Genomic DNA, 21,043 nt, shown 5'->3' on the forward strand with positions numbered 1-21,043 from the left:
CTCACGTTTGAAATCAACCGGTTATCATTTACGTCCTGTCGCTACAATATACACTTCTCGTGAACGAGCACGGGAAGAGTCCGGCTTACGAACTTTCACCTTCGCAAACAGGGAGCGAATTTCCTTAAGATACTCCTCGAAACCTTCGCCCTGGAACACCTTCACTACAAAACTACCACCAGGTGCTAGAACATCACGAGACATTTCTAACGCCAGTTCAACCAGATACATGGAACGGGGGATATCCACCGCTGGTGTTCCGCACATATTTGGCGCCATATCCGACATGACAACTTGAACCTTACTGTCACCGACTCGTTCAAGCAGCGCTTTCAGCACTAATTCATCACGAAAATCGCCCTGAAGGAAGTCAACACCGACGATTGGATCCATTGGTAAAAGATCGCAAGCGATGATTCGACCCTGGCCACCAATCTGCGTAACCGCATACTGAGACCATCCACCGGGTGCAGCACCGAGATCGACAATCGTCATTCCCGGTTTAAAGAGTTTGTCACTTTGCTGTATTTCATCAAGTTTAAACCAGGCGCGGGAACGTAATCCCTTTTTCTGCGCCTGTAGAACATATTTATCGCTAAAGTGTTCCTGGAGCCAGCGGCTGGAGCTGGCAGAACGCTTTTTACCTGTCATTTCACTTTCCGTCCTGGTTCATCGTAATTTGCCTGTGACGTAAATTTCTACGCAGCTATTTGGCGATATAAGGGAGATGGCGGTAGAATGAACCGTTTTCAATCCCAACGTAAGCAAAAATATACGATGAATCTGAGTACTAAACAAAAACAGCACCTTAAAGGTCTGGCACATCCACTCAAGCCTGTAGTCATGCTTGGCAACAATGGTTTGACCGAAGGGGTGCTTGCCGAGATCGAACTAGCGCTTGAGCACCACGAGTTAATCAAGGTGAAAATCGCCTCTGAAGACAGAGACTCTAAAACCTTAATCGTGGAAGCTATCGTGCGTGAAACCGGTGCCTGTAATGTACAGGTTATCGGTAAAACGCTGGTGCTCTATCGCCCGACTAAAGAGCGTAAAATCTCGCTACCACGCTAAGAATATCCTGAATCGAACACTTTTTCTGTGTAAAACGAGGGATTTCCATTCGTAGGTGAGCAAAATGCCATGCTCCGACAGTTGATAAAAGGCCGCTATGCGGCCTTTTTCCTTTCTTTACAATGTATCAACATCTGCGCTGAGATGCGAATCAGAGGTACTCGACCTTAATAATTTCGAATTCCACTTCGCCGCCGGGCGTACGGATGACAACGACGTCCTCTTCTTCCTTGCCAATCAGACCACGCGCAATAGGTGAGTTTACAGAGATTAAATTCTGTTTAAAGTCTGCTTCGTCATCACCCACGATGCGATAAGTCTGCTCTTCGTCATTGTCCAGGTTCAGTACTTTCACCGAAGAACCAAAGATCACGCGGCCCGTGTTTGGGATTTTGGTGATGTCGATGACTTGCGCATTAGACAGCTTAGCCTCGATATCTTTAATGCGCCCTTCACAAAAACCCTGCTGCTCACGCGCGGCGTGATATTCAGCGTTCTCTTTCAGATCCCCGTGTTCACGCGCATCTGCGATAGCGGCAATGATCTCAGGACGGCGAACCGATTTCAGAAAATCCAGTTCTTCGCGCAGTTTTTCTGCGCCACGTAGGGTCATCGGAATAGCTTGCATTTGTTATACCTCTTAAACATTCCTGTTGGGAGCGACTCACTCACCCCGACTACCGGCCTCGCAGACTTCAATGCCTGTCTCAGGTCAGGAGCAAAAGAAAACTGACCCGGAAGCAAAGTTCCAGGTCAGCAGCAATTTTTCAATTTGATACGTATTTTACCGCGAAGTTCACTATGGGTCATCGTTTACTTTACAGGGCGTTGCACCGTAGTATGGCGGTTTGTTTACGGGTTGTTAGCGCGAGATTATGCGATTTTCCAGATTTATCATCGGATTGACTACCAGTATGGCATTCACTGCAAACGCAGCGAATGTTGATGAATATATCAACCAACTCCCTGCTGGCGCTAACCTTGCGCTCATGGTGCAAAAAGTGGGTGCCCAGGCACCGGAGATTGATTATCACAGCCAGCAAATGGCCCTGCCCGCCAGTACGCAGAAAGTGATTACAGCGCTGGCTGCACTGTTGCAACTCGGCCCAGACTTCCGCTTCACCACGACGCTTGAAACCAAGGGGAATGTGGATGGCGGCGTTCTGAAAGGTGACTTGATTGCTCGATTTGGCGGCGATCCGACGTTTAAACGTCAGGATATCCGCAATATGGTCGCCGTTCTGAAAAAGTCCGGGGTCCAAAAAATCGAGGGCAACGTGCTGATCGACACGTCTATTTTCGCCAGTCACGATAAAGCACCCGGCTGGCCCTGGAATGACATGACCCAATGCTTTAGCGCGCCGCCAGCCGCCGCTATTGTCGACCGCAACTGCTTCTCGGTTTCGCTGTACAGCGCACCAAAACCCGATGATTTAGCCTTTATTCGCGTGGCGTCCTATTATCCAGTGACCATGTTCAGTCAGGTCAGAACCCTGGCGAAAGGATCACCGGATGCGCAATATTGTGAACTCGATGTCGTTCCCGGCGATCTCAATCGTTTTACGTTGACGGGCTGCCTGACGCAACGCGCTGACCCGCTACCGTTGGCTTTCGCTATCCAGGATGGCGCAAGTTACGCGGGTGCGATTCTGAAAGATGAGCTAAAACAGGCTAATATCACGTATTCAGGCACGTTATTACGTCAGACGCAACCGAGTGAAGCCGGTACGGTGATTGCCAGCAAGCAATCCGCTCCCCTACACGACTTGCTTAAGATTATGCTGAAAAAATCGGACAATATGATTGCCGATACCGTGTTCCGCATGATTGGACATGCACGTTTTGGCGTTCCAGGAACCTGGCGCGCAGGTTCAGATGCTGTTCGTCAGATTTTGCGCCAGCAGGCGGGAATCGATCTTGGGAATACTATCGCTGTTGATGGTTCAGGCCTTTCAAGGCATAACTTGATCTCTCCAGCAACAATGATGCAAGTTCTTCAGTACATTGCCCAGCATGACACTGAGCTAAACTTTATTTCGATGCTTCCGTTGGCGGGCTACGATGGCTCTCTGCAGTATCGCGCAGGCCTGCACGCAGCCGGCGTCGATGGTAAAGTCTCCGCTAAAACTGGCTCGCTGCAGGGCGTGTATAATTTGGCTGGCTTTATTACCACGGCCAGCGGGCAGCGTATGGCGTTTGTACAGTATCTATCCGGCTATGCCGTCGAACCGGGTGACCAGCGTAATCGTCGTATTCCTCTGGTACGTTTCGAAAGCAGGCTTTACAAGGACATTTATCAGAATAACTAGCGATGAAATTACTCATTGTTGAAGACGATCTTCTTTTACAGGAAGGGCTGGCTCTGGGGCTGGCCAACGAAGGCTATGCGCTGGACTGTGCGGCTACCGCCGCAGAGGCTGACTCGCTCATTCAAAGTGGCGAGTACAGCCTTGTTATCCTCGACCTGGGCCTGCCTGACAAAGATGGCGCGACGCTGCTTAGCCAGTGGCGTCGTCGCGGCGTTGATAATCCGGTCCTCATCCTCACGGCCCGAGATGCTATCGAAGACAGAATTCATGGACTTGACTCGGGGGCAGATGATTACCTGGTCAAACCCTTTGCGCTTGCTGAATTACAGGCTCGGGCACGCGCGCTGATTCGCCGCTATCAAGGCCACAGCGATAATCTGGTGGCCGATGGCGATCTCACGCTCAATCTGCAAACCCAGCAGGTTCTGTGCAATTCTCACCCCGTCGAAGTCACGCCAAAAGAGTTTGCACTGCTCACGCGCCTGATTATGCGATCGGGGCAAACCGTACACCGCGAAACGCTGCAGCAGGATATCTACAGCTGGCAAGACGATCCGGGCTCAAACACCCTCGAAGTGCACATTCATAACCTTCGACGTAAACTCGGTAAGGATCGGATCAAAACCATTCGCGGCGTCGGCTATCGTCTTGAGAACCCACAATGAATAGCATGCGTCGGCGATTGATGGTTTTGCTGGCGGTCATTCTGTTATTTTTCCAGCTCATCAGCGTGATTTGGCTCTGGCATGAAAGCCGAGAGCAAATTAGCTTCCTGGTGAGCGAAACCCTATCAGCCAAAGCGCGTAACCAGCATGTCGAAAAGGAAATCCGCGAAGCCATTGCGTCGCTTTTGGTTCCTTCGTTGGTGATGGTTGGTTTCACACTATTTTTCTCTTTCTGGGCGATCACCTGGATAACGCGCCCCCTCAACAAGCTGCGCATTAGCCTGGCGAATCGATCTGCAGATAATCTCACTCCTCTTCCTGAATTTTCCGATATGGAAGAGATTGGTGCCGTCACAACGTCTCTGAATCAATTGCTGGCTCGCCTGGACCAAACCATTAAGCAAGAGCGTCTATTTACCGCTGACGCTGCTCACGAGCTCCGAACGCCGCTGGCTGGTATTCGGCTCCATCTTGAACTCATGGCGCAATCAGGCTCTCCACAGGCGTCTACGCTTATCAATCGTATCGATCAGCTCATGCATACGGTTGAACAGCTTTTGATGCTGGCGCGGGCGGGACAAGCCATGGCGAGTGGTCATTACGATACCGTCAGTTGGACAAATCATATTATTGCCCCGTTAAAGCTGGAGCATGAATTCAAAGATCATCCGGTGATTTGGCCCGCGTACAGCGAACTTACCGTTCAGGGCGATGCCATATTGCTGCGACTGATGCTGCGGAACCTACTGGAAAACGCGGCTCGATACAGTCCATCTGGCACCCCTATCGAAATCACACTGACTGAGCATGAAGACGGGACACAAGTTAGCGTTATCGATCATGGACCGGGAATTGATGAAGCCCACAGGCATTCAATTACCGAACCCTTCCGTCGACTCGATCAACGTTTTGGTGGGAGTGGTCTGGGGCTGAGTATTGTTCAGCGCATCGTGCAGCTTCATCGTGGCAATTTACGACTCGATAATGCACCTGAGGGCGGGTTAATCGCCAGTTGCTGGCTACCGTCGACGTTGAGCTAACATGCATAAAAAAAGCCCCCTTCAACAGGGGGCTTTTCACGGGATCAACGTTTGTAGATGAATTCGACACCTTCTTCGTCGTCTTCGTCCCAATCCTCATCCCACTCTTCGTCATCTTCGACTTCAACTTCTTGTTCTTCAAGCTGCTGGCGGTGATAGTCATCCCACATAAACTCAACTTTTTCAGGCTGCTTAGCTTCTTCTGCCTGAGTAATTGGGTTCTCGATGATGAAGGTCATCACATCCCAGCAAAGATCTTTGACGCCCATCTGGCTTGCAGCAGAGATCAGATAGTATTTATCTTCCCAGCCCATCGCGTCAGCAATGGCTTTCGCTTTGGCTTCAGCTTCCGCTTTGTCCATCAGGTCGATCTTGTTAAAGACCAGCCAACGCGGTTTAGCAGCCAGCTTATCGCTGTATTTTTCCAGCTCGCCAACGATGATACGGGCATTTTCAACCGGATCTGAACCGTCGATTGGATCGATATCGATGAGGTGCAACAGAACGCGGCAACGCTCAAGGTGTTTCAGGAAACGAATCCCCAGGCCAGCGCCTTCAGCAGCACCTTCGATCAGACCCGGGATATCAGCAACCACAAAGCTCTTTTCGTTATCCATGCGGACAACGCCGAGGCTTGGTACCAGCGTGGTAAACGGATAATCGGCGACTTTAGGTTTAGCAGCAGAAACAGAACGGATAAAGGTCGATTTACCCGCGTTTGGCATCCCCAGCATACCCACGTCTGCCAGCAGCATTAGCTCGAGCTGCAGATCGCGTTTATCACCAGGCGTACCCATTGTTTTCTGACGCGGAGAACGGTTAACAGAGGATTTAAAACGGCTGTTACCCAGACCATGCCAACCGCCCTTACCCACCATCAAGCGCTGACCATGCTTGGTCATATCGCCTAACGTCTCGCCAGTGCCCTGGTCGATAACGCGCGTCCCGACCGGGACTTTAACGGTCACGTCTTTGCCACGCTTACCGGTACAGTCGCGGCTCTGGCCATTCTGACCACGTTCGGCGCGGAAAGATTTTTCGAAACGGTAATCGATCAGCGTGTTGAGGTTTTCATCCGCCTCTAACCACACATCACCGCCATCACCGCCATCGCCGCCGTCAGGACCACCACGAGGAATATATTTTTCACGGCGGAAGCTTACGCAACCATTACCGCCATCACCTGCAACAACCAGGATTGTTGCTTCATCAACAAACTTCATTTTACTCTCCGTAAATCATTCGCCTGAGCGGGGGACAACTACAACCGCTTCATTTTTGCGCCAACGTCCCCAAAGACGATGACCAATGGCGGAATACATCGCGCCCGCAACCACGACAAACGCACCGAGATATCCCAAGAGGTTTAACATCGGTTTGACGAAGAAATCGGGCCAGGCCATTGATAATAAATCTGAAAATAACAGCGTAAACAGCGGCGTGAGTGTAATTAATGCACTCACTTGTGCTGCCTGCCAGCGCGCCATCGCTTCGGCCAACGCGCCATAACCGACCAGCGTGTTAAGCCCACAGAAAATGAGACACGCCAGTTGCCAGTCGCTGAGCTGGGTAATGACACCCGGTTTTGCTAACGGCAATAATGCTATTGTACACAAAGTGTACAATAAAAAGAGGATCTGCGGTGAGCCGAGCCTGCGCAATAACACCTTTTGCGCGACGCCATAGGTCACCCAGACCGTTGCTGCCCCAACCCCAAAAATCACACCCCAGGTGTAATCCGTCAGGCGGGTAAAAATCTCGATCAGGCTGGTGTTGAAAAACATCACCAGACCGCATAACAACATACTTGCACCCACTATCTGCGTGACACGCATCTTCTCCTTGAGGATAAAGACGCTGGCAACCATCATGCCCACAGGCGAAAGCTGGCCGATGACCTGTGATGCGGTGGGGCTTAAATATTGCAGAGAAGAACTGAACAGAATGAAGTTACCGAACAGGCCAGCCGTTGCGATAGCCAGGAGAATCAGCCAACGCGGTTTACGAAAAATCCGCAGCGGTGGAAGTTTTCTTTTTATCGCCAGAATCGCGCCAAGGCCAATACTGGCCATTAAAAAGCGATAAAACACTACCGTAGGCGGTTCCATGACTTCCAGAACCTGCTTCATGGCAATGGGCAACGCTCCCCAGCACACCGCCGTAGTGAGTGCCAAAAGAATACCGATGCCTGCCTGCTGTTTCATGCCCGTTTTTCCTGCAGAAAATTTTTCCGGGTTTTCAATGTAAAAAGCCCCGCAACACGTTGCGGGGCTTTAATCCGTTACCGGACCACGAAAAACTTACTCAGCAACGATGCTGATGTATTTACGGTTGTTCGGGCCTTTAACTTCAAATTTCACTTTACCGTCTGCTTTAGCAAACAGAGTGTGGTCACGACCGCAACCTACGTTGTTACCAGCGTGGAATTTGGTGCCACGTTGACGAACGATGATGCTACCCGCCAGAACGGTTTCGCCACCGAAACGCTTAACGCCAAGACGTTTAGCTTCTGAGTCGCGACCGTTACGAGTTGAGCCGCCAGCCTTTTTATGTGCCATTTAAATCTCTCCTCAGGTCTTAGGCGCTGATGCCAGTAATTTTCACATCAGTGAACCACTGACGGTGGCCCTGCTGCTTACGGTAGTGTTTACGACGACGAAACTTAACGATTTTAACTTTCTCGCCACGACCATGAGCAACAACTTCAGCTTTGATAACGCCGCCATCAACGAAAGGAACGCCGATTTTGACTTCTTCACCGTTTGCGATCATCAGAACTTCAGCGAACTCAACAGCTTCGCCAGTTGCGATGTCCAGCTTTTCCAGGCGAACGGTCTGACCTTCGCTTACTCGGTGTTGTTTACCACCACTTTGGAAAACCGCGTACATATAGAACTCCGCTTCCGCGCACATCCTCGTGTGATTCAGAGTGCGCTATAAATATTCACAATAGGGCGCGAATATTACGCAAAACGCGAGCCTTTGACAAGTGCTACCATCAATACATGCAGAAAAAAAACACAACACGTACGGTAACGTTTATCTGAGCCGTTTTTTCAGTACAATCAGGCATACTATTTGATAAACCAAACCCTTCGTTAGCCCATTTGATATGTGGTAAACAGGATAAGAAGCCCGGCTTTTGCGATGAATTTAGATAAAATCAACGAGTTAACCGCGCAAGATATGGCGGGTGTGAATGCAGTAATCCTGGAGCAACTCAACTCTGATGTTCAGCTCATCAATCAGTTGGGTTATTACATCGTCAGTGGCGGCGGTAAACGTATTCGTCCAATGATCGCCATTCTGGCTGCCAGAGCCGTTGGATATCAGGGAGACGCGCACGTCAATATTGCGGCACTCATCGAATTTATCCACACCGCGACACTTCTTCATGATGATGTGGTGGATGAATCCGATATGCGTCGCGGGAAAGCGACCGCAAACGCCGCATTTGGCAACGCAGCAAGCGTTCTGGTGGGGGATTTTATCTACACCCGCGCATTCCAGATGATGACGAGCCTTGGCTCGTTAAAGGTGCTGGAAGTCATGTCAGAGGCCGTAAACGTCATCGCCGAAGGTGAAGTGCTGCAGTTGATGAACGTCAACGATCCGGACATCACCGAAGAAAACTATATGCGTGTGATTTACAGCAAAACGGCGCGTCTGTTTGAAGCCGCAGCACAATGCTCCGGTATCCTTGCGGGCTGTACTGAAGCGCAAGAGCGTGGTTTGCAGGACTATGGTCGCTACCTTGGTACCGCATTCCAGCTGATCGACGATCTACTGGATTACAGTGCTGATGGCGAAACGCTGGGTAAAAACGTGGGTGATGACCTGAACGAAGGTAAACCCACCCTCCCGCTGCTGCATGCAATGCGCAATGGTTCACCGGATCAGGCGAAATTAATTCGTGAAGCGATCGAGCAAGGAAATGGTCGACATCTTCTGGAACCTGTACTGGAAACAATGGCAATCTGCGGATCGCTTGAATGGACACGCCAGCGCGCCGAAGAAGAAGCGGATAAGGCGATTACAGCCCTTCAGGTTATTCCAGATAGCCCATGGCGTGATGCGTTAATTGGCCTTGCCCACATCGCTGTTCAGCGCGATCGTTAAATGCTCTACGTCTCCCCGCACCCGTGCCGGGGAGACTCCAATAAATTCCAATAAACACTTCATTCCTGTTAATTCATCAGCTTACAGGCTGCATGAATAAAGCCCTGTCATATTCCGAATATTGCCTCCAGTTATGCGAACTTTTTAGAACAGCCCGTCTAAGAAGGTATAGTAACTCACGTCACTTCACCTGAATGACGTGGACGTACTTGAATCTAAGGACAGCATATGGAAAAGAAGTTTATCGACTGGCATTCGGCCGACATTATTGCCGCACTGCGCAAAAAAGGGACCTCACTTGCAGCAGAGTCCAGGCGCAATGGGCTCAGCTCTTCAACGCTTGCCAACGCGTTGACTCGCCCATGGCCAAAAGGAGAATTGATTATTGCGACGGCGCTGGAAACCCAGCCCTGGATTATATGGCCTTCGCGTTACCACGACCCCATTACCCATGAATTTATCGACAGAACACGAATGATGCGTCAGAAAAAGCAGGAAGACGAGCACCAGGACTAGCGCTTGCAGAAGACTTGCAGGAGAAAAGAACAGCAACCCCCCGGTCATTTGGCAGGGGGCTGCCGGAGCGATTACTCACCCTTCACACGCTCGATATTTGCACCCAGAGCGCGCAGTTTGTCCTCAATACACTCATAGCCACGATCGATGTGGTAAATGCGGTCCACAACGGTTGTGCCTTCCGCAATGCAACCCGCCAGCACCAGGCTCGCAGAAGCACGCAAATCCGTTGCCATCACCTGAGCGCCAGAAAGCATTTCTACACCATGACAAATCACCGTGTTGCTTTCGATTTCAGCGTGCGCACCCATACGAATAAGTTCAGGTACGTGCATAAAGCGGTTTTCGAAGATGGTTTCAGTAATGAAGCCCGTCCCTTCAGCCACCAGGTTCAGCAGCGTAAACTGTGCCTGCATATCGGTTGGGAACGCCGGATGCGGAGCAGTGCGTACGTTAACCGCTTTAGGGCGCTTACCGTGCATGTCCAGGCTAATCCAGTCTTCACCGGTTTCAATATCTGCACCGGCATCGCGCAGTTTTGCTAATACGGCATCCAGGGTGTCTGGTTGCGCATTACGACACAGAATTTTACCCCCTGAAATCGCTGCAGCGACCAGGAACGTGCCTGTTTCAATACGGTCTGGTAACACGCGATACACGCCGCCGCCAAGACGTTCAACACCTTCGATGGTGATGCGGTCGGTGCCCTGTCCGGTAATCTTCGCGCCAAGTGCGACGAGGAAATTCGCCGTATCGACAATTTCCGGCTCGCGGGCCGCGTTTTCGATAATGGTCGTGCCTTCCGCCAGCGTCGCAGCTGACATGATAGTGACCGTTGCACCGACGCTGACTTTATCCATCACAATGTGCGCGCCTTTCAGACGGCCATTGACGGAGGCTTTAACGTAGCCCTCTTCGAGCTTGATATCCGCACCGAGCTTTTCAAGGCCGAAGATATGCAAATCAACCGGACGCGCGCCAATCGCACAGCCGCCCGGCAGAGAAACCTGACCCTGACCAAAACGCGCCACCAGCGGGCCTAGCGCCCAGATGGACGCACGCATGGTTTTCACCAGATCGTACGGGGCAGAAAAGTTATTCACCTTGCTGGCATCAATCCAAACCGAACCGTTACGTTCCACTTTGGTGCCCAACTGGGTGAGCAGCTTCATCGTGGTGTCGATATCTTTCAGCTTCGGTACGTTCTGAATTTCTACCGGCTCTTCCGCAAGCAGTGCGGCAAACAGAATCGGCAGCGCGGCATTTTTCGCGCCGGAAATTGTGACTTCGCCCTGGAGACGCGTAGGCCCCTGTACACGAAATTTATCCATTATTGTGCTCTCTTATGAATTCAACCGTGCTGCGGGCAAACCACCCTCAGCTCAAAAACCGTTTAGTTTGCGATCGCGTTCCCACTCTTGCGGGGTATAAGCTTTGATCGACAGGGCGTGGATGCGGTTATCCGCAATGTATTCCATCAGCGGCGCGTAAACAGCCTGCTGTTTCTTCACACGGCTCATGCCGTCGAATATCTCACCCACAGTAATAACCTGAAAGTGACTGCCATCGCCGGTGACGTGGACTTCCTGAAGGGAGAGTGCGTTCATCAGCACCGACTGGATTTCATGATTTTCCATGGGTTCTAAATCATCTTTAGTGAAAACAAGCCCAACATCTTAGAGCAAAGTGACGCAGTCTTAAACAAGCAAAAAGCCCCGACCGTGAAACAGTCGAGGCTTTAAGAAGTAACGCACTGAAAAAATTAGCGAGGTAATACGTCTTCGGGCAAATTATAAAGTTTTTCCAGGGTGAGAACGTTTTCGCTGGCACCCGCCAGTTTTACAGCTACGCCCTGTTTTTTGCCTTCAGCCACGAGATGCACTAACAGTGCAACGCCTGCGGTATCCACGCGCGTCACGCGATGCAAATCAATCAGCGTGACGCCTTGCATAGCGGATTCACGCGAATCCCACAAGGGCATCAGCAGATCCTGATCAAGCTCGCCTGACAAGAACAGTGTGTCACTCTCACGCGTCCAGCTTAATGGCTGCGTCATTACTTTTTCTCATCCAACGAGATTTTCTGGCTGGAGATAGATTTCAGCTGTGCGGTAAGACCATCAATGCCTTTGGTGCGCAGGAGATCGCTCCACTCGTTTTGCTTAGTCGTAATCATGCTCACACCTTCGGCAATCATGTCATAAGCCTGCCAGTTCCCTGTCTGCGTATTTTTACGCCACTGGAAATCCAGACGCACCGGCGGGCGGCCATTTGGATCGATGATAGTGACGCGGATAGGTACGATGGTCGCATCGCCCAGCGGTTGCTCTGGTGCAATCTGATAGGTCTGGCCATGATACATCGCCAGCGCCTGACCATAAGCCTGCTTCAGGTATTCGCGGAACGCCGCAAAGTAAGCCTCACGCTGTGCTGGGGTGGCATCTTTGTAATAGCGACCCAGAACTAACGCGCCAGCATATTTCACCTGTACGTAAGGCAACAGCTCCTGATCAACCACATCGCGGAGATAATCCGGATTGGAACGAATTTTTGATTGCTCATTTTTGAGGCGGTCAAACGTCTTCTTCGCCGCTTCGTCCATCTGTTTATAAGGATTGGCCTGATCCGCTGCATAGGCGGCACTCAGAGGGGCAATCACCAGCATGGCAACCATCAATAGTCGTTTAATCATCAATTACTTCTCCTGAGATGAAGTGGTTGCGCCAGAGGTCGGTGCAACGTCAGTTTGGCCTTCGCTCTTTGCAGAGGCATCGTCAGTTTTTTTGTCGTCCCCTTTGTTGCTGTAAAGGAACTGACCAATCATATCTTCGAGCACCATCGCAGATTTGGTATCCTGGATCACGCCACCGTCTTTAAGGATAGACGTTCCCAGTTCCGGATCTTCAAAACCGACGTTTAACGCCAGATACTGTTCACCCAGCAGACCGGAAGTACGGATGGAGAGAGAGCTGGTGTCCGGAATGTGGTTGTAGCGCTCTTCGATATCCATTTCTACACGCGGTAGATAGGTTTTTTCATCGAGCGTAATGTCTGCCACTCGTCCAATCACCACGCCGCCGATACGAACCGGTGAACGCGCCTTCAGTCCCCCAATGTTATCGAATGTTGCATAGAGACGATAAGTGGGTTCAGTCCGAATTGAGGTGATGTCCGCCGCGCGAAGGCAAATAAACAGTGCGGCTAACAACGCCAGCACAAGAAACACACCTACCCAAATTTCACTTTTTCTTGTTTGCATGAACTCAATTCCCAAACATCAGTGCGGTGAGCACAAAATCCAGACCCAGTACGGCCAGCGACGAATGAACTACAGTGCGCGTTGTCGCGCGACTAATCCCTTCAGAGGTCGGTATCGCATCGTAACCATTGAACAACGCAATCCAGGTAACCGTAAACGCGAAGACCACGCTTTTAATCAGGCAGTTCACGAGATCCATACGCAGATCAACCGCATCCTGCATCGCGGACCAGAAGAAACCCGCGTCAATCCCTTTCCACTGCACTCCAACCAGCGAACCGCCCCATATGCCGACGGCCACAAAAAGAATCGTCAGCAGAGGTAGCGAAATTACACCCGCCCAAAAACGCGGAGAGATGACGCGCCGCAGGGGATCAACCGCCATCATTTCCATGCTGGAGAGCTGTTCCGTTGCGCGCATCAAACCGATTTCTGCGGTTAACGCAGAACCGGCACGCCCGGCAAAAAGCAGCGCCGCAACAACCGGTCCAAGCTCTCGTAACAGAGAAAGAGACACCAGCATACCCAGGCTGGTTTCAGCGCTGTACGTGGTTAAAACAAGGTAGCCTTGCAGCCCAAGAACCATGCCGATAAACAGACCGGAAACAATAATAATGAGCATCGACAGCACGCCGACATTATAGAGCTGGCGCACCAGCAATGGCGCATGTTTGCGGAATTCCGGCTTGCCAACCAGCGCATTGAACAACATCAACCCGGCACGCCCGAACGTCCTGATGGTTTTTATGCCACGGTGTCCCAGAGCGGCCAACGCATTTAACAGCATCAGTGGCTTAACTCCCTATTCCCAATAAATCTTGATGATAATCACACGCGGGATAACGGAACGGAACAGGACCGTCCGCAATACCGTCGAGGAACTGTCGAACCCGCGGATCGCTATTATTCTGCAATTCTTGAGCGCCGCCGTGCGCGACGATTTTTTTATCCGCCACAATATAGGCGTAATCCGCGATGCTCAGCACTTCGGGGACATCATGCGATACCACAACACAGGTGACGCCGAGTGCGCTGTTAAGCTCTGAGATCAGCTTGACCAGCACGCCCATGGTGATCGGATCCTGCCCGACAAAAGGTTCGTCGAACATGATCAAGTCCGGTTCCAGCGCGATAGCACGCGCCAACGCCGCACGCCGCGCCATTCCGCCAGACAATTCAGAAGGCATCAGCTTGGCAGCTCCACGTAGCCCCACCGCTTCAAGCTTCATCATGACCGTCGTTTTCAGCAGCTCAGGGGACAAACGCGTGTGCTCACGCAGCGGATAAGCCACGTTATCAAAGACGTTCATATCAGTGAATAACGCACCTGACTGAAACAACATGCTCATGCGCTTACGGACGGTATAGAGGCGAGTGCGGGACATTTCAGGCACATTTTCGCCATCAAAAAGAATTTCGCCGCTGTCTGGCGGGATCTGTCCACCAATCAGACGCAGCAGCGTTGTTTTGCCGATTCCGGATGGCCCCATGATCGCAGTGATCTTGCCACGCGGTACCGTCAATGTAATATCTTCGAAGATCAATCGGTTGCCGCGGGAGAAGCTGACGTCACGGACATCGACTAAATTCGCCATTGTTTGGCTCATTTAAAATTCCTTTCTTTCCCTTTGAGGTTAAGCATGGCGCTTAATTCAGCCTTAAACCCGACATTTTTGCAGAATATTGTCTGCACAGGTTAGCGAAAGCTGGCATTTGTTTTACTTTTCCGACGCATAAAGTCAAAATTAGAGAATCGTTACGTCTACAGACTGCATGCGGCGCCAGAGATTCATTCTCAGTGGACCGGCGAGTATACCTGAATAAAGGATTTTTGATGCTTTTAGCAACGGCCCTGTTAATAATCGGTTTACTGTTAGTGGTCTACAGTGCTGACCGTCTGGTTTTTGCAGCATCCATTCTTTGTCGGCTTTTTGGCATACCGCCCCTTATCATCGGGATGACCGTGGTGAGTGTCGGAACATCGCTTCCAGAAATTATCGTCTCTGCTTCAGCCTCTCTTCATGGGCAGGTTGACCTCGCGATTGGGACGGCAATTGGCTCTAACATCGTCAATATATTATTGATCCTTGGCCTCGCCGCGCTGATGCATCCATTTCGCGTGCATTCTGATGTTCTGCGCCGCGAATTGCCGCTAATGTTAATTGTTAGCCTGCTGGCAGGTTACGTGCTGTACGACGGGCAACTCACGCGGGATGACGGCATCCTGCTTATCGCGCTGGCGATCATCTGGCTGCTGTATATCGTTAAAATTGCTCGTCTGGCGGAAAAACAGGGAAATGACAGCCTGACGCGTGAGCAAGTCGCGGAATTGCCTCGTGAAGGGACTCTGCCCGTCGCTCTGCTGTGGCTGGGCGTCGCGCTCATTATCATGCCAATGGCCACGAGAATGGTCGTTGATAACGCCACCGTGCTCGCCAATTTCTACGCCATCAGTGAGCTGACTATCGGCCTGACGGTGATAGCGATTGGCACCAGCTTGCCAGAACTGGCGACCGCCGTTGCCGGCGCACGTAAAGGTGAAGGCGATATGGCGATTGGCAATATCATTGGCTCCAATATCTTTAACATCGCTATTGTGATGGGTTTACCGGCGCTGATTGCGCCAGGGGCATTTAATCCGCTGGCCTTCTCGCGCGATTACGGGGTGATGCTCCTTGTGAGTATTATTTTCGCCCTGCTGTGCTGGCGACGGAAACAACAGATTGGCAAAGGCGCGGGTGCCTTGCTGACGGGTGGTTTTATCGTATGGATGGCGATGCTGTATTGGCTGTCGCCTCTTCTCTCTGGGTAAACGGAACGCATTATGTCGCAAATAGAATTGCAACCGGGTTTTGACTTTCAGAAAGCAGGCAAAAAAGTTCTGGAGATTGAACGTGAAGGTCTGGCGCAGTTAGATCAATACATCAATCAGGATTTCAGCCTGGCATGCGAGAAAATATTCTCCTGCGCGGGCAAAGTCGTGGTGATGGGCATGGGAAAATCGGGTCATATTGGGCGCAAAATGGCCGCGACGTTTGCCAGTACCGGCACATCCTCATTCTTTGTTCATCCCGGTGAAGCCGCCCATGGCGATCTCGGCATGGTGACACCGCATGACATTGTTATCGCCCTGTCGAACTCGGGTGAGTCCAACGAGATTCTGGCGCTGATTCCCGTACTGAAGCGACTCCACGTCCCGCTCATTTGCATGACCAGCCGACCAGAAAGCACGATGGCGCGCGCCGCTGATGTTCATTTATGCGTAAAAGTGCCCAAAGAAGCTTGCCCACTCGGCCTTGCGCCAACCTCCAGCACGACCGCTGCGCTGGTTATGGGAGATGCCCTCGCCGTTGCGCTTCTTGAAGCCCGAGGCTTTACGCCAGAAGATTTCGCACTCTCGCATCCAGGGGGGGCGCTCGGACGTAAGCTACTGCTGCGAGTAAATGATATTATGCATACGGGCGCGGAGATCCCTCGCGTCAGTAAAGATGCCCCGCTACGCGACGCATTGCTGGAAATTACGCGTAAAAATCTCGGCATGACGGTGATTTGCGACGACCAGATGAACATCGAAGGGATCTTCACGGATGGCGATTTACGCCGCGTGTTCGATATGGGCGTTGATGTCCGCACGCTGGGGATCGCTGACGTAATGACGCCAGGCGGCATCAGGGTCCGTCCCGCCACTCTGGCAGTCGACGTTTTGAACCTAATGCAGTCCCGTCATATTACCGCCGTCATGGTTGCCGATGGCGACCAACTGCTGGGTGTGGTACATATGCATGATCTTCTGCGCGCAGGCGTAGTGTAATAAAGGATAAGACAATGAGTAATGCGGGTGCATCCCTTGCAACCTGTTATGGTCCGGTAAGCACGCAAATGATGGCGCAGGCGGAAAAGATTCGTCTGTTGATTCTGGATGTGGATGGCGTCCTTTCCGATGGCTTGATTTTTATGGGCAATAACGGCGAAGAGCTGAAAGCATTTAACGTGCGCGACGGTTATGGCATTCGTTGTGCGCTCACATCCGGGATAGAAGTTGCCATCATCACCGGGCGTAAGGCTAAACTGGTAGAAGATCGCTGTGAGACATTGGGCATCACCCATCTGTATCAGGGCCAGTCTGACAAAATGGTCGCTTTCAGGGATTTACTGGCGAAACTTGCCATCGCACCTGAGAATGTGGCCTATGTCGGGGACGATCTGATCGACTGGCCTGTGATGGCGGAAGTGGGTTTAAGTATCGCCGTCGCCGATGCGCATCCTCTGCTGATCCCGCGCGCGGACTATGTCACCCGGATCAACGGGGGGCGTGGTGCCGTTCGCGAGGTGTGCGATTTGTTATTGCTGGCGCAGGGCAAGCTTGATGAGGCCAAAGGGCAATCGATATGAGTAAAACCAGACGTTGGGTTATCATTCTGCTTTCACTGGCCGTGTTGGTATTGATTGGCGTAAATCTCGCTGACAATGACGATGCACCAGCAGAAGTGATCGCCACCAGCGATCCGACCTATAAAAGCGATCATAGCGACACGGTGGTTTATAGTCCGGAAGGCGCGCTGAACTATCGCTTGATTGCCCAGCACGTTGAGTATTTTTCCGATGAAGGCATCTCGTGGTTTACTCAGCCGGTCATGACCACGTTTGACACTAATAAGGTGCCGACCTGGTCGATCAAATCTGACAGGGCAAAACTGACAAATGACCGTATGCTTTATCTGTATGGTCACGTCGAAGTGAACGCCCTGACCGCTGACTCACAACTACGCAAAATTACGACGGATAATGCGCAGATCAACCTGGTGACCCAGGATGTGACATCGCAGGATCTGGTGACGTTATACGGCACGACATTTAATTCCAGCGGTTTGAGAATGCGCGGGAACTTACGCAGCAAAAACGCCGAGCTGATTGAAAAGGTTAGAACCTCATATGAAATTCAAAATAAACAAACTCAGCCTTAATTTTGTTATCGCCAGCGCGCTGCTGGCCGCCAGTCTCCCTGCCCTTGCGGTGACAGGAGATACTGAGCAACCTATTCATATCGAATCTGACACGCAGTCACTTGATATGCAGGGGAACGTTGTGACCTTCACGGGCAACGTCGTGATGACGCAGGGCACCATCAAAATCAATGCCGACAAAGTGGTTGTTACCCGTCCTGGTGGTGAACAAGGCAAAGAAATTATTGATGGCTACGGTAATCCCGCAACGTTCTATCAGATGCAGGATAACGGTAAGCCGGTTAAAGGCCACGCCTCGCACATGCACTATGAGCTGGCGAAGGACCTTGTCATTCTGACCGGCAATGCTTATCTGGAGCAGTTGGACAGCAACATCACTGGCGATAAGATCACGTATCTTGTGAAAGAGCAGAAAATGCAGGCTTCCAGCGAGAAAGGTAAGCGCGTGACAACCGTACTGGTTCCGTCCCAGTTGCAGGACAAAGGTAAAACCCAGGCTCCCGCACAGCAAAAGAGTAACTAATTCGTTATGGCAACATTAACTGCAAAAAACCTCGCCAAAGCCTACAAAGGCCGCCGCGTCGTGGAAGATGTCAGTCTGACCGTTAACTCCGGCGAAATTGTTGGCCTGTTGGGTCCTAACGGTGCAGGTAAAACCACCACCTTTTACATGGTGGTCGGCATTGTTCCGCGCGACGCGGGCAACATCATCATTGATGATGAAGACATTAGCCTGCTGCCGCTGCACGCCCGCGCGCGTCGCGGAATTGGCTATCTGCCGCAGGAAGCGTCTATTTTCCGCCGTCTTAGCGTGTTCGACAATCTGATGGCCGTCCTGCAAATCCGTGACGATTTGACCTCTGAGCAGCGTCAGGATCGCGCCAACGAATTGATGGAAGAGTTCCATATTGAACACCTGCGCGACAGCCTCGGCCAGGCACTTTCGGGCGGTGAACGCCGTCGAGTAGAAATTGCCCGCGCACTGGCAGCCAATCCGAAATTTATCCTTTTGGATGAACCGTTTGCCGGCGTCGACCCTATCTCCGTTATCGACATTAAACGTATCATTGAACATCTGCGCGACAGCGGTCTTGGTGTGCTGATTACCGACCACAACGTGCGTGAAACGCTGGCAGTTTGTGAGCGTGCATATATCGTCAGCCAGGGCCATTTGATTGCTCACGGCACGCCACTCGAAATCCTCGAAGATGAACATGTTAAGCGCGTGTACCTTGGGGAAGACTTCAGACTCTGATAGGGTAGAGGTTAAGTCACGCAGGACCGGAGAAAAACGCCCTGAACATGAAGCAAGGTTTGCAATTACGGCTCAGCCAACAGTTGGCGATGACGCCACAGTTACAACAGGCAATCCGTCTGTTGCAACTGTCAACGTTAGAACTTCAGCAGGAACTGCAGCAAGCGCTGGACAGTAATCCACTGCTGGAGCAAACCGATCTTCATGATGAGGTAGATACCCAGGAAAAGCAGGACACCGAAACGCTCGATACGGCAGATGCCCTTGAGCAGAAAGAGATGCCTGACGAGTTACCGCTGGATGCCAGCTGGGATGAAATTTACACCGCTGGAACCCCATCCGGCACGCGCGCTGATTATCAGGATGATGAGCTACCGGTTTATCAGGGTGAAACTACGCAGTCGCTACAGGATTATCTGATGTGGCAGGTGGAGTTGACCCCTTTCACCGAAACCGATCGTGCGATTGCCACGTCCATTGTCGATGCCGTGGATGACACCGGGTATTTAACGGTAACCCTGGACGAGATTCTGGAAAGCATGGGTGATTGCGAAATCGAACTCGACGAGATCGAAGCCGTTCTCAAGCGCATTCAACGCTTTGACCCTGTCGGCGTCGCAGCAAAAGATCTGCGCGACTGCTTGCTGATCCAGCTTTCTCAGTTTGCAAAAGAGACGCCAAGACTCGACGAAGCGCGGCTGATTATCAGCGAACATTTGGATTTGCTGGCGAATCATGATTTCCGCAGTCTGATGCGCGTTACGCGACTCAAAGAAGACGTGCTGAAAGAAGCGGTGAGTCTGATCCAGTCGCTCGATCCCCGTCCGGGCCAATCGATTCAAACCGGCGAACCCGAATATGTGATTCCTGACGTTCTGGTCCGAAAGCACAACGGTCTCTGGACCGTAGAACTCAATTCCGACAGCATTCCCCGCCTGCAAATCAACCAGCAATACGCGTCTATGTGCACCAGTGCGCGGAACGACTCCGACAATCAATATATTCGTAGCAATCTTCAGGAAGCGCGATGGCTGATCAAAAGCCTCGAAAGCCGAAATGATACGCTGCTACGCGTGAGTCGATGCATTGTGGAACAGCAGCAAGGCTTTTTTGAGCAGGGCGAAGAATTTATGAAACCGATGGTCCTGGCAGATATTGCCCAGGCCGTTGAGATGCACGAATCGACCATTTCGCGTGTGACCACGCAGAAGTATCTGCACAGTCCGCGTGGTATTTTTGAGCTTAAGTATTTCTTCTCCAGTCATGTGAATACCGAAGGCGGTGGCGAAGCCTCGTCGACGGCCATTCGTGCTCTGGTGAAGAAGTTGATCGCCGCGGAAAACCCCGCGAAGCCACTGAGTGACAGTAAGTTAACCACCCTGCTGTCCGATCAGGGTATCATGGTGGCACGTCGTACTGTTGCGAAGTATCGAGAGTCTTTATCCATTCCGCCGTCTAACCAGCGTAAACAACTGGTTTGACACAACCGATAAGGAAGACACTATGCAGCTCAACATCACAGGACACAATGTCGAAATCACTGAGGCTTTACGCGATTTTTTAAACACTAAATTCGCGAAGCTGGAGCAGTATTTCGAGAGGATTAATCAGGTCTACATTGTGTTGAAAGTGGAGAAAGTGACTCATATCTCGGACGCAACCCTGCACATAAATGGGGGCGAAATCCATGCCAGTGCGGAAGGGCAAGACATGTACGCGGCTATCGACGGCTTGATTGACAAGCTTGCGCGACAGCTTAATAAACATAAAGATAAACTGAAACAACACTGATTGTCCGAGCAGTTAACGGGTGCAGGGCGGCCTGTTGTAAAACACAACAGGCCAT

The 21,043-nt window shown here is 51.4% G+C and carries 27 protein-coding genes; 14 read left to right on the forward strand and 13 right to left on the reverse strand.

Annotation, left to right across the window (positions count from 1 at the left end):
* Positions 1–24: 24 nt before the first annotated feature.
* Positions 25–651 (reverse strand): 23S rRNA (uridine(2552)-2'-O)-methyltransferase RlmE, encoded by a 627-nt coding sequence (gene rlmE, locus I6L74_RS05720; protein ID WP_015960595.1) that lies wholly within the window; start codon positions 649–651, stop codon positions 25–27.
* A 126-nt stretch (positions 652–777) separates the two neighbouring features.
* On the opposite strand from rlmE, the gene yhbY reads away from it, so the two are divergent.
* Entirely contained in the window at positions 778–1,071 is a 294-nt protein-coding gene (yhbY, locus tag I6L74_RS05725) for a ribosome assembly RNA-binding protein YhbY (RefSeq protein ID WP_041689726.1), read from the forward strand.
* Between the two features lie 151 nt (positions 1,072–1,222).
* Here the strand turns inward: yhbY and greA are convergent, their stop codons facing one another.
* Positions 1,223–1,699 (reverse strand): transcription elongation factor GreA, encoded by a 477-nt coding sequence (greA, locus tag I6L74_RS05730; RefSeq protein WP_059177345.1) that lies wholly within the window; start codon positions 1,697–1,699, stop codon positions 1,223–1,225.
* Positions 1,700–1,946: 247 nt separating this feature from the next.
* On the opposite strand from greA, the gene dacB reads away from it, so the two are divergent.
* The 3 genes from dacB to pmrB are packed head-to-tail and all read left to right on the forward strand — an operon-like array spanning position 1,947 to position 5,085.
* Positions 1,947–3,380, forward strand: coding sequence for a serine-type D-Ala-D-Ala carboxypeptidase (dacB, locus tag I6L74_RS05735; RefSeq protein WP_059177344.1), 1,434 nt, complete (start codon positions 1,947–1,949; stop codon positions 3,378–3,380).
* Between the two features lie 2 nt (positions 3,381–3,382).
* Positions 3,383–4,045 carry a two-component system response regulator PmrA gene (gene pmrA, locus I6L74_RS05740; RefSeq protein WP_059177343.1) on the forward strand — a complete coding sequence of 221 codons (663 nt, stop codon included), beginning with the start codon at positions 3,383–3,385 and terminating at the stop codon, positions 4,043–4,045.
* Positions 4,042–5,085 carry a two-component system sensor histidine kinase PmrB gene (pmrB, locus tag I6L74_RS05745; RefSeq protein WP_059177342.1) on the forward strand — a complete coding sequence of 348 codons (1,044 nt, stop codon included), beginning with the start codon at positions 4,042–4,044 and terminating at the stop codon, positions 5,083–5,085. The genes pmrA and pmrB overlap by 4 nt, the downstream gene beginning before the upstream one ends.
* 44 nt (positions 5,086–5,129) lie before the next feature.
* Here the strand turns inward: pmrB and cgtA are convergent, their stop codons facing one another.
* From cgtA to rplU, 4 genes are all read right to left on the reverse strand, one after another.
* Positions 5,130–6,308 (reverse strand): Obg family GTPase CgtA, encoded by a 1,179-nt coding sequence (gene cgtA, locus I6L74_RS05750; RefSeq protein WP_059177341.1) that lies wholly within the window; start codon positions 6,306–6,308, stop codon positions 5,130–5,132.
* A gap of 15 nt (positions 6,309–6,323) precedes the next feature.
* Positions 6,324–7,289: a DMT family transporter gene (locus I6L74_RS05755; protein WP_059177340.1), complete on the reverse strand. Its 966-nt coding sequence runs from the start codon at positions 7,287–7,289 to the stop codon at positions 6,324–6,326.
* A 96-nt stretch (positions 7,290–7,385) separates the two neighbouring features.
* Entirely contained in the window at positions 7,386–7,643 is a 258-nt protein-coding gene (gene rpmA / locus I6L74_RS05760) for a 50S ribosomal protein L27 (RefSeq protein ID WP_007673187.1), read from the reverse strand.
* A 19-nt stretch (positions 7,644–7,662) separates the two neighbouring features.
* Positions 7,663–7,974 carry a 50S ribosomal protein L21 gene (rplU, locus tag I6L74_RS05765; protein ID WP_015960603.1) on the reverse strand — a complete coding sequence of 104 codons (312 nt, stop codon included), beginning with the start codon at positions 7,972–7,974 and terminating at the stop codon, positions 7,663–7,665.
* A 258-nt stretch (positions 7,975–8,232) separates the two neighbouring features.
* On the opposite strand from rplU, the gene ispB reads away from it, so the two are divergent.
* Together ispB and sfsB are read left to right on the forward strand one after the other, a co-directional pair.
* Positions 8,233–9,204: an octaprenyl diphosphate synthase gene (gene ispB, locus I6L74_RS05770; protein WP_059177339.1), complete on the forward strand. Its 972-nt coding sequence runs from the start codon at positions 8,233–8,235 to the stop codon at positions 9,202–9,204.
* A gap of 228 nt (positions 9,205–9,432) precedes the next feature.
* Positions 9,433–9,720, forward strand: a complete 288-nt coding sequence (gene sfsB / locus I6L74_RS05775) for a DNA-binding transcriptional regulator SfsB (RefSeq protein ID WP_059177338.1) — start codon at positions 9,433–9,435, stop codon at positions 9,718–9,720.
* Positions 9,721–9,791: 71 nt separating this feature from the next.
* Here the strand turns inward: sfsB and murA are convergent, their stop codons facing one another.
* The 7 genes from murA to mlaF form a co-directional block, all read right to left on the reverse strand.
* Entirely contained in the window at positions 9,792–11,051 is a 1,260-nt protein-coding gene (murA, locus tag I6L74_RS05780; RefSeq protein ID WP_059177337.1) for a UDP-N-acetylglucosamine 1-carboxyvinyltransferase, read from the reverse strand.
* Between the two features lie 51 nt (positions 11,052–11,102).
* Positions 11,103–11,357 (reverse strand): BolA family iron metabolism protein IbaG, encoded by a 255-nt coding sequence (gene ibaG / locus I6L74_RS05785; protein ID WP_015960607.1) that lies wholly within the window; start codon positions 11,355–11,357, stop codon positions 11,103–11,105.
* Positions 11,358–11,482: 125 nt separating this feature from the next.
* Positions 11,483–11,776, reverse strand: coding sequence for a lipid asymmetry maintenance protein MlaB (mlaB, locus tag I6L74_RS05790; RefSeq protein WP_059177336.1), 294 nt, complete (start codon positions 11,774–11,776; stop codon positions 11,483–11,485).
* Entirely contained in the window at positions 11,776–12,411 is a 636-nt protein-coding gene (mlaC, locus tag I6L74_RS05795; protein ID WP_059177335.1) for a phospholipid-binding protein MlaC, read from the reverse strand. The genes mlaB and mlaC overlap by 1 nt, the downstream gene beginning before the upstream one ends.
* A gap of 3 nt (positions 12,412–12,414) precedes the next feature.
* Positions 12,415–12,978, reverse strand: coding sequence for an outer membrane lipid asymmetry maintenance protein MlaD (gene mlaD, locus I6L74_RS05800; protein ID WP_059177334.1), 564 nt, complete (start codon positions 12,976–12,978; stop codon positions 12,415–12,417).
* Positions 12,979–12,982: 4 nt separating this feature from the next.
* Positions 12,983–13,765: a lipid asymmetry maintenance ABC transporter permease subunit MlaE gene (gene mlaE / locus I6L74_RS05805; protein ID WP_059177333.1), complete on the reverse strand. Its 783-nt coding sequence runs from the start codon at positions 13,763–13,765 to the stop codon at positions 12,983–12,985.
* 7 nt (positions 13,766–13,772) lie between these two features.
* Entirely contained in the window at positions 13,773–14,585 is an 813-nt protein-coding gene (gene mlaF, locus I6L74_RS05810) for a phospholipid ABC transporter ATP-binding protein MlaF (RefSeq protein WP_059177332.1), read from the reverse strand.
* A 227-nt stretch (positions 14,586–14,812) separates the two neighbouring features.
* Between mlaF and I6L74_RS05815 the strand changes: the two genes are divergently transcribed.
* Genes I6L74_RS05815 through hpf form a run of 8 tightly spaced genes read left to right on the forward strand, consistent with a single transcriptional unit; the run spans position 14,813 to position 20,988 of the window.
* A complete protein-coding gene (locus tag I6L74_RS05815) occupies positions 14,813–15,790 on the forward strand; it encodes a calcium/sodium antiporter (RefSeq protein ID WP_059177331.1) in 978 nt (325 codons plus the stop codon).
* A gap of 12 nt (positions 15,791–15,802) precedes the next feature.
* Positions 15,803–16,789, forward strand: coding sequence for an arabinose-5-phosphate isomerase KdsD (gene kdsD / locus I6L74_RS05820; protein ID WP_059177330.1), 987 nt, complete (start codon positions 15,803–15,805; stop codon positions 16,787–16,789).
* A gap of 14 nt (positions 16,790–16,803) precedes the next feature.
* Positions 16,804–17,370 (forward strand): 3-deoxy-manno-octulosonate-8-phosphatase KdsC, encoded by a 567-nt coding sequence (kdsC, locus tag I6L74_RS05825; RefSeq protein WP_059177329.1) that lies wholly within the window; start codon positions 16,804–16,806, stop codon positions 17,368–17,370.
* Positions 17,367–17,942, forward strand: coding sequence for an LPS export ABC transporter periplasmic protein LptC (gene lptC / locus I6L74_RS05830; RefSeq protein WP_059177328.1), 576 nt, complete (start codon positions 17,367–17,369; stop codon positions 17,940–17,942). The genes kdsC and lptC overlap by 4 nt, the downstream gene beginning before the upstream one ends.
* Entirely contained in the window at positions 17,911–18,465 is a 555-nt protein-coding gene (gene lptA / locus I6L74_RS05835; RefSeq protein WP_059177327.1) for a lipopolysaccharide ABC transporter substrate-binding protein LptA, read from the forward strand. The genes lptC and lptA overlap by 32 nt, the downstream gene beginning before the upstream one ends.
* A 6-nt stretch (positions 18,466–18,471) precedes the next feature.
* Positions 18,472–19,197 (forward strand): LPS export ABC transporter ATP-binding protein, encoded by a 726-nt coding sequence (gene lptB, locus I6L74_RS05840; RefSeq protein WP_059177326.1) that lies wholly within the window; start codon positions 18,472–18,474, stop codon positions 19,195–19,197.
* A 47-nt stretch (positions 19,198–19,244) separates the two neighbouring features.
* A complete protein-coding gene (gene rpoN / locus I6L74_RS05845) occupies positions 19,245–20,678 on the forward strand; it encodes an RNA polymerase factor sigma-54 (RefSeq protein WP_059177325.1) in 1,434 nt (477 codons plus the stop codon).
* Between the two features lie 22 nt (positions 20,679–20,700).
* Positions 20,701–20,988, forward strand: coding sequence for a ribosome hibernation promoting factor (gene hpf, locus I6L74_RS05850; protein WP_015960620.1), 288 nt, complete (start codon positions 20,701–20,703; stop codon positions 20,986–20,988).
* Positions 20,989–21,043: the final 55 nt, after the last annotated feature.

It is taken from the genome of Lelliottia amnigena, assembly GCF_019047465.1.
GTDB classification, from domain to species: domain Bacteria; phylum Pseudomonadota; class Gammaproteobacteria; order Enterobacterales; family Enterobacteriaceae; genus Enterobacter; species Enterobacter amnigenus.

Excerpts from the sequence above, each read along its gene's own strand:
- rlmE (WP_015960595.1), bottom strand. The coding sequence starts at position 651 with ATGACAGGTAAAAAGCGTTCTGCCAGCTCCAGCCGCTGGCTCCAGGAA.
- yhbY (WP_041689726.1), top strand. The coding sequence starts at position 778 with ATGAATCTGAGTACTAAACAAAAACAGCACCTTAAAGGTCTGGCACAT.
- greA (WP_059177345.1), bottom strand. The coding sequence starts at position 1,699 with ATGCAAGCTATTCCGATGACCCTACGTGGCGCAGAAAAACTGCGCGAA.
- dacB (WP_059177344.1), top strand. The coding sequence starts at position 1,947 with ATGCGATTTTCCAGATTTATCATCGGATTGACTACCAGTATGGCATTC.
- pmrA (WP_059177343.1), top strand. The coding sequence starts at position 3,383 with ATGAAATTACTCATTGTTGAAGACGATCTTCTTTTACAGGAAGGGCTG.
- pmrB (WP_059177342.1), top strand. The coding sequence starts at position 4,042 with ATGAATAGCATGCGTCGGCGATTGATGGTTTTGCTGGCGGTCATTCTG.
- cgtA (WP_059177341.1), bottom strand. The coding sequence starts at position 6,308 with ATGAAGTTTGTTGATGAAGCAACAATCCTGGTTGTTGCAGGTGATGGC.
- I6L74_RS05755 (WP_059177340.1), bottom strand. The coding sequence starts at position 7,289 with ATGAAACAGCAGGCAGGCATCGGTATTCTTTTGGCACTCACTACGGCG.
- rpmA (WP_007673187.1), bottom strand. The coding sequence starts at position 7,643 with ATGGCACATAAAAAGGCTGGCGGCTCAACTCGTAACGGTCGCGACTCA.
- rplU (WP_015960603.1), bottom strand. The coding sequence starts at position 7,974 with ATGTACGCGGTTTTCCAAAGTGGTGGTAAACAACACCGAGTAAGCGAA.
- ispB (WP_059177339.1), top strand. The coding sequence starts at position 8,233 with ATGAATTTAGATAAAATCAACGAGTTAACCGCGCAAGATATGGCGGGT.
- sfsB (WP_059177338.1), top strand. The coding sequence starts at position 9,433 with ATGGAAAAGAAGTTTATCGACTGGCATTCGGCCGACATTATTGCCGCA.
- murA (WP_059177337.1), bottom strand. The coding sequence starts at position 11,051 with ATGGATAAATTTCGTGTACAGGGGCCTACGCGTCTCCAGGGCGAAGTC.
- ibaG (WP_015960607.1), bottom strand. The coding sequence starts at position 11,357 with ATGGAAAATCATGAAATCCAGTCGGTGCTGATGAACGCACTCTCCCTT.
- mlaB (WP_059177336.1), bottom strand. The coding sequence starts at position 11,776 with ATGACGCAGCCATTAAGCTGGACGCGTGAGAGTGACACACTGTTCTTG.
- mlaC (WP_059177335.1), bottom strand. The coding sequence starts at position 12,411 with ATGATTAAACGACTATTGATGGTTGCCATGCTGGTGATTGCCCCTCTG.
- mlaD (WP_059177334.1), bottom strand. The coding sequence starts at position 12,978 with ATGCAAACAAGAAAAAGTGAAATTTGGGTAGGTGTGTTTCTTGTGCTG.
- mlaE (WP_059177333.1), bottom strand. The coding sequence starts at position 13,765 with ATGCTGTTAAATGCGTTGGCCGCTCTGGGACACCGTGGCATAAAAACC.
- mlaF (WP_059177332.1), bottom strand. The coding sequence starts at position 14,585 with ATGAGCCAAACAATGGCGAATTTAGTCGATGTCCGTGACGTCAGCTTC.
- I6L74_RS05815 (WP_059177331.1), top strand. The coding sequence starts at position 14,813 with ATGCTTTTAGCAACGGCCCTGTTAATAATCGGTTTACTGTTAGTGGTC.
- kdsD (WP_059177330.1), top strand. The coding sequence starts at position 15,803 with ATGTCGCAAATAGAATTGCAACCGGGTTTTGACTTTCAGAAAGCAGGC.
- kdsC (WP_059177329.1), top strand. The coding sequence starts at position 16,804 with ATGAGTAATGCGGGTGCATCCCTTGCAACCTGTTATGGTCCGGTAAGC.
- lptC (WP_059177328.1), top strand. The coding sequence starts at position 17,367 with ATGAGTAAAACCAGACGTTGGGTTATCATTCTGCTTTCACTGGCCGTG.
- lptA (WP_059177327.1), top strand. The coding sequence starts at position 17,911 with ATGAAATTCAAAATAAACAAACTCAGCCTTAATTTTGTTATCGCCAGC.
- lptB (WP_059177326.1), top strand. The coding sequence starts at position 18,472 with ATGGCAACATTAACTGCAAAAAACCTCGCCAAAGCCTACAAAGGCCGC.
- rpoN (WP_059177325.1), top strand. The coding sequence starts at position 19,245 with ATGAAGCAAGGTTTGCAATTACGGCTCAGCCAACAGTTGGCGATGACG.
- hpf (WP_015960620.1), top strand. The coding sequence starts at position 20,701 with ATGCAGCTCAACATCACAGGACACAATGTCGAAATCACTGAGGCTTTA.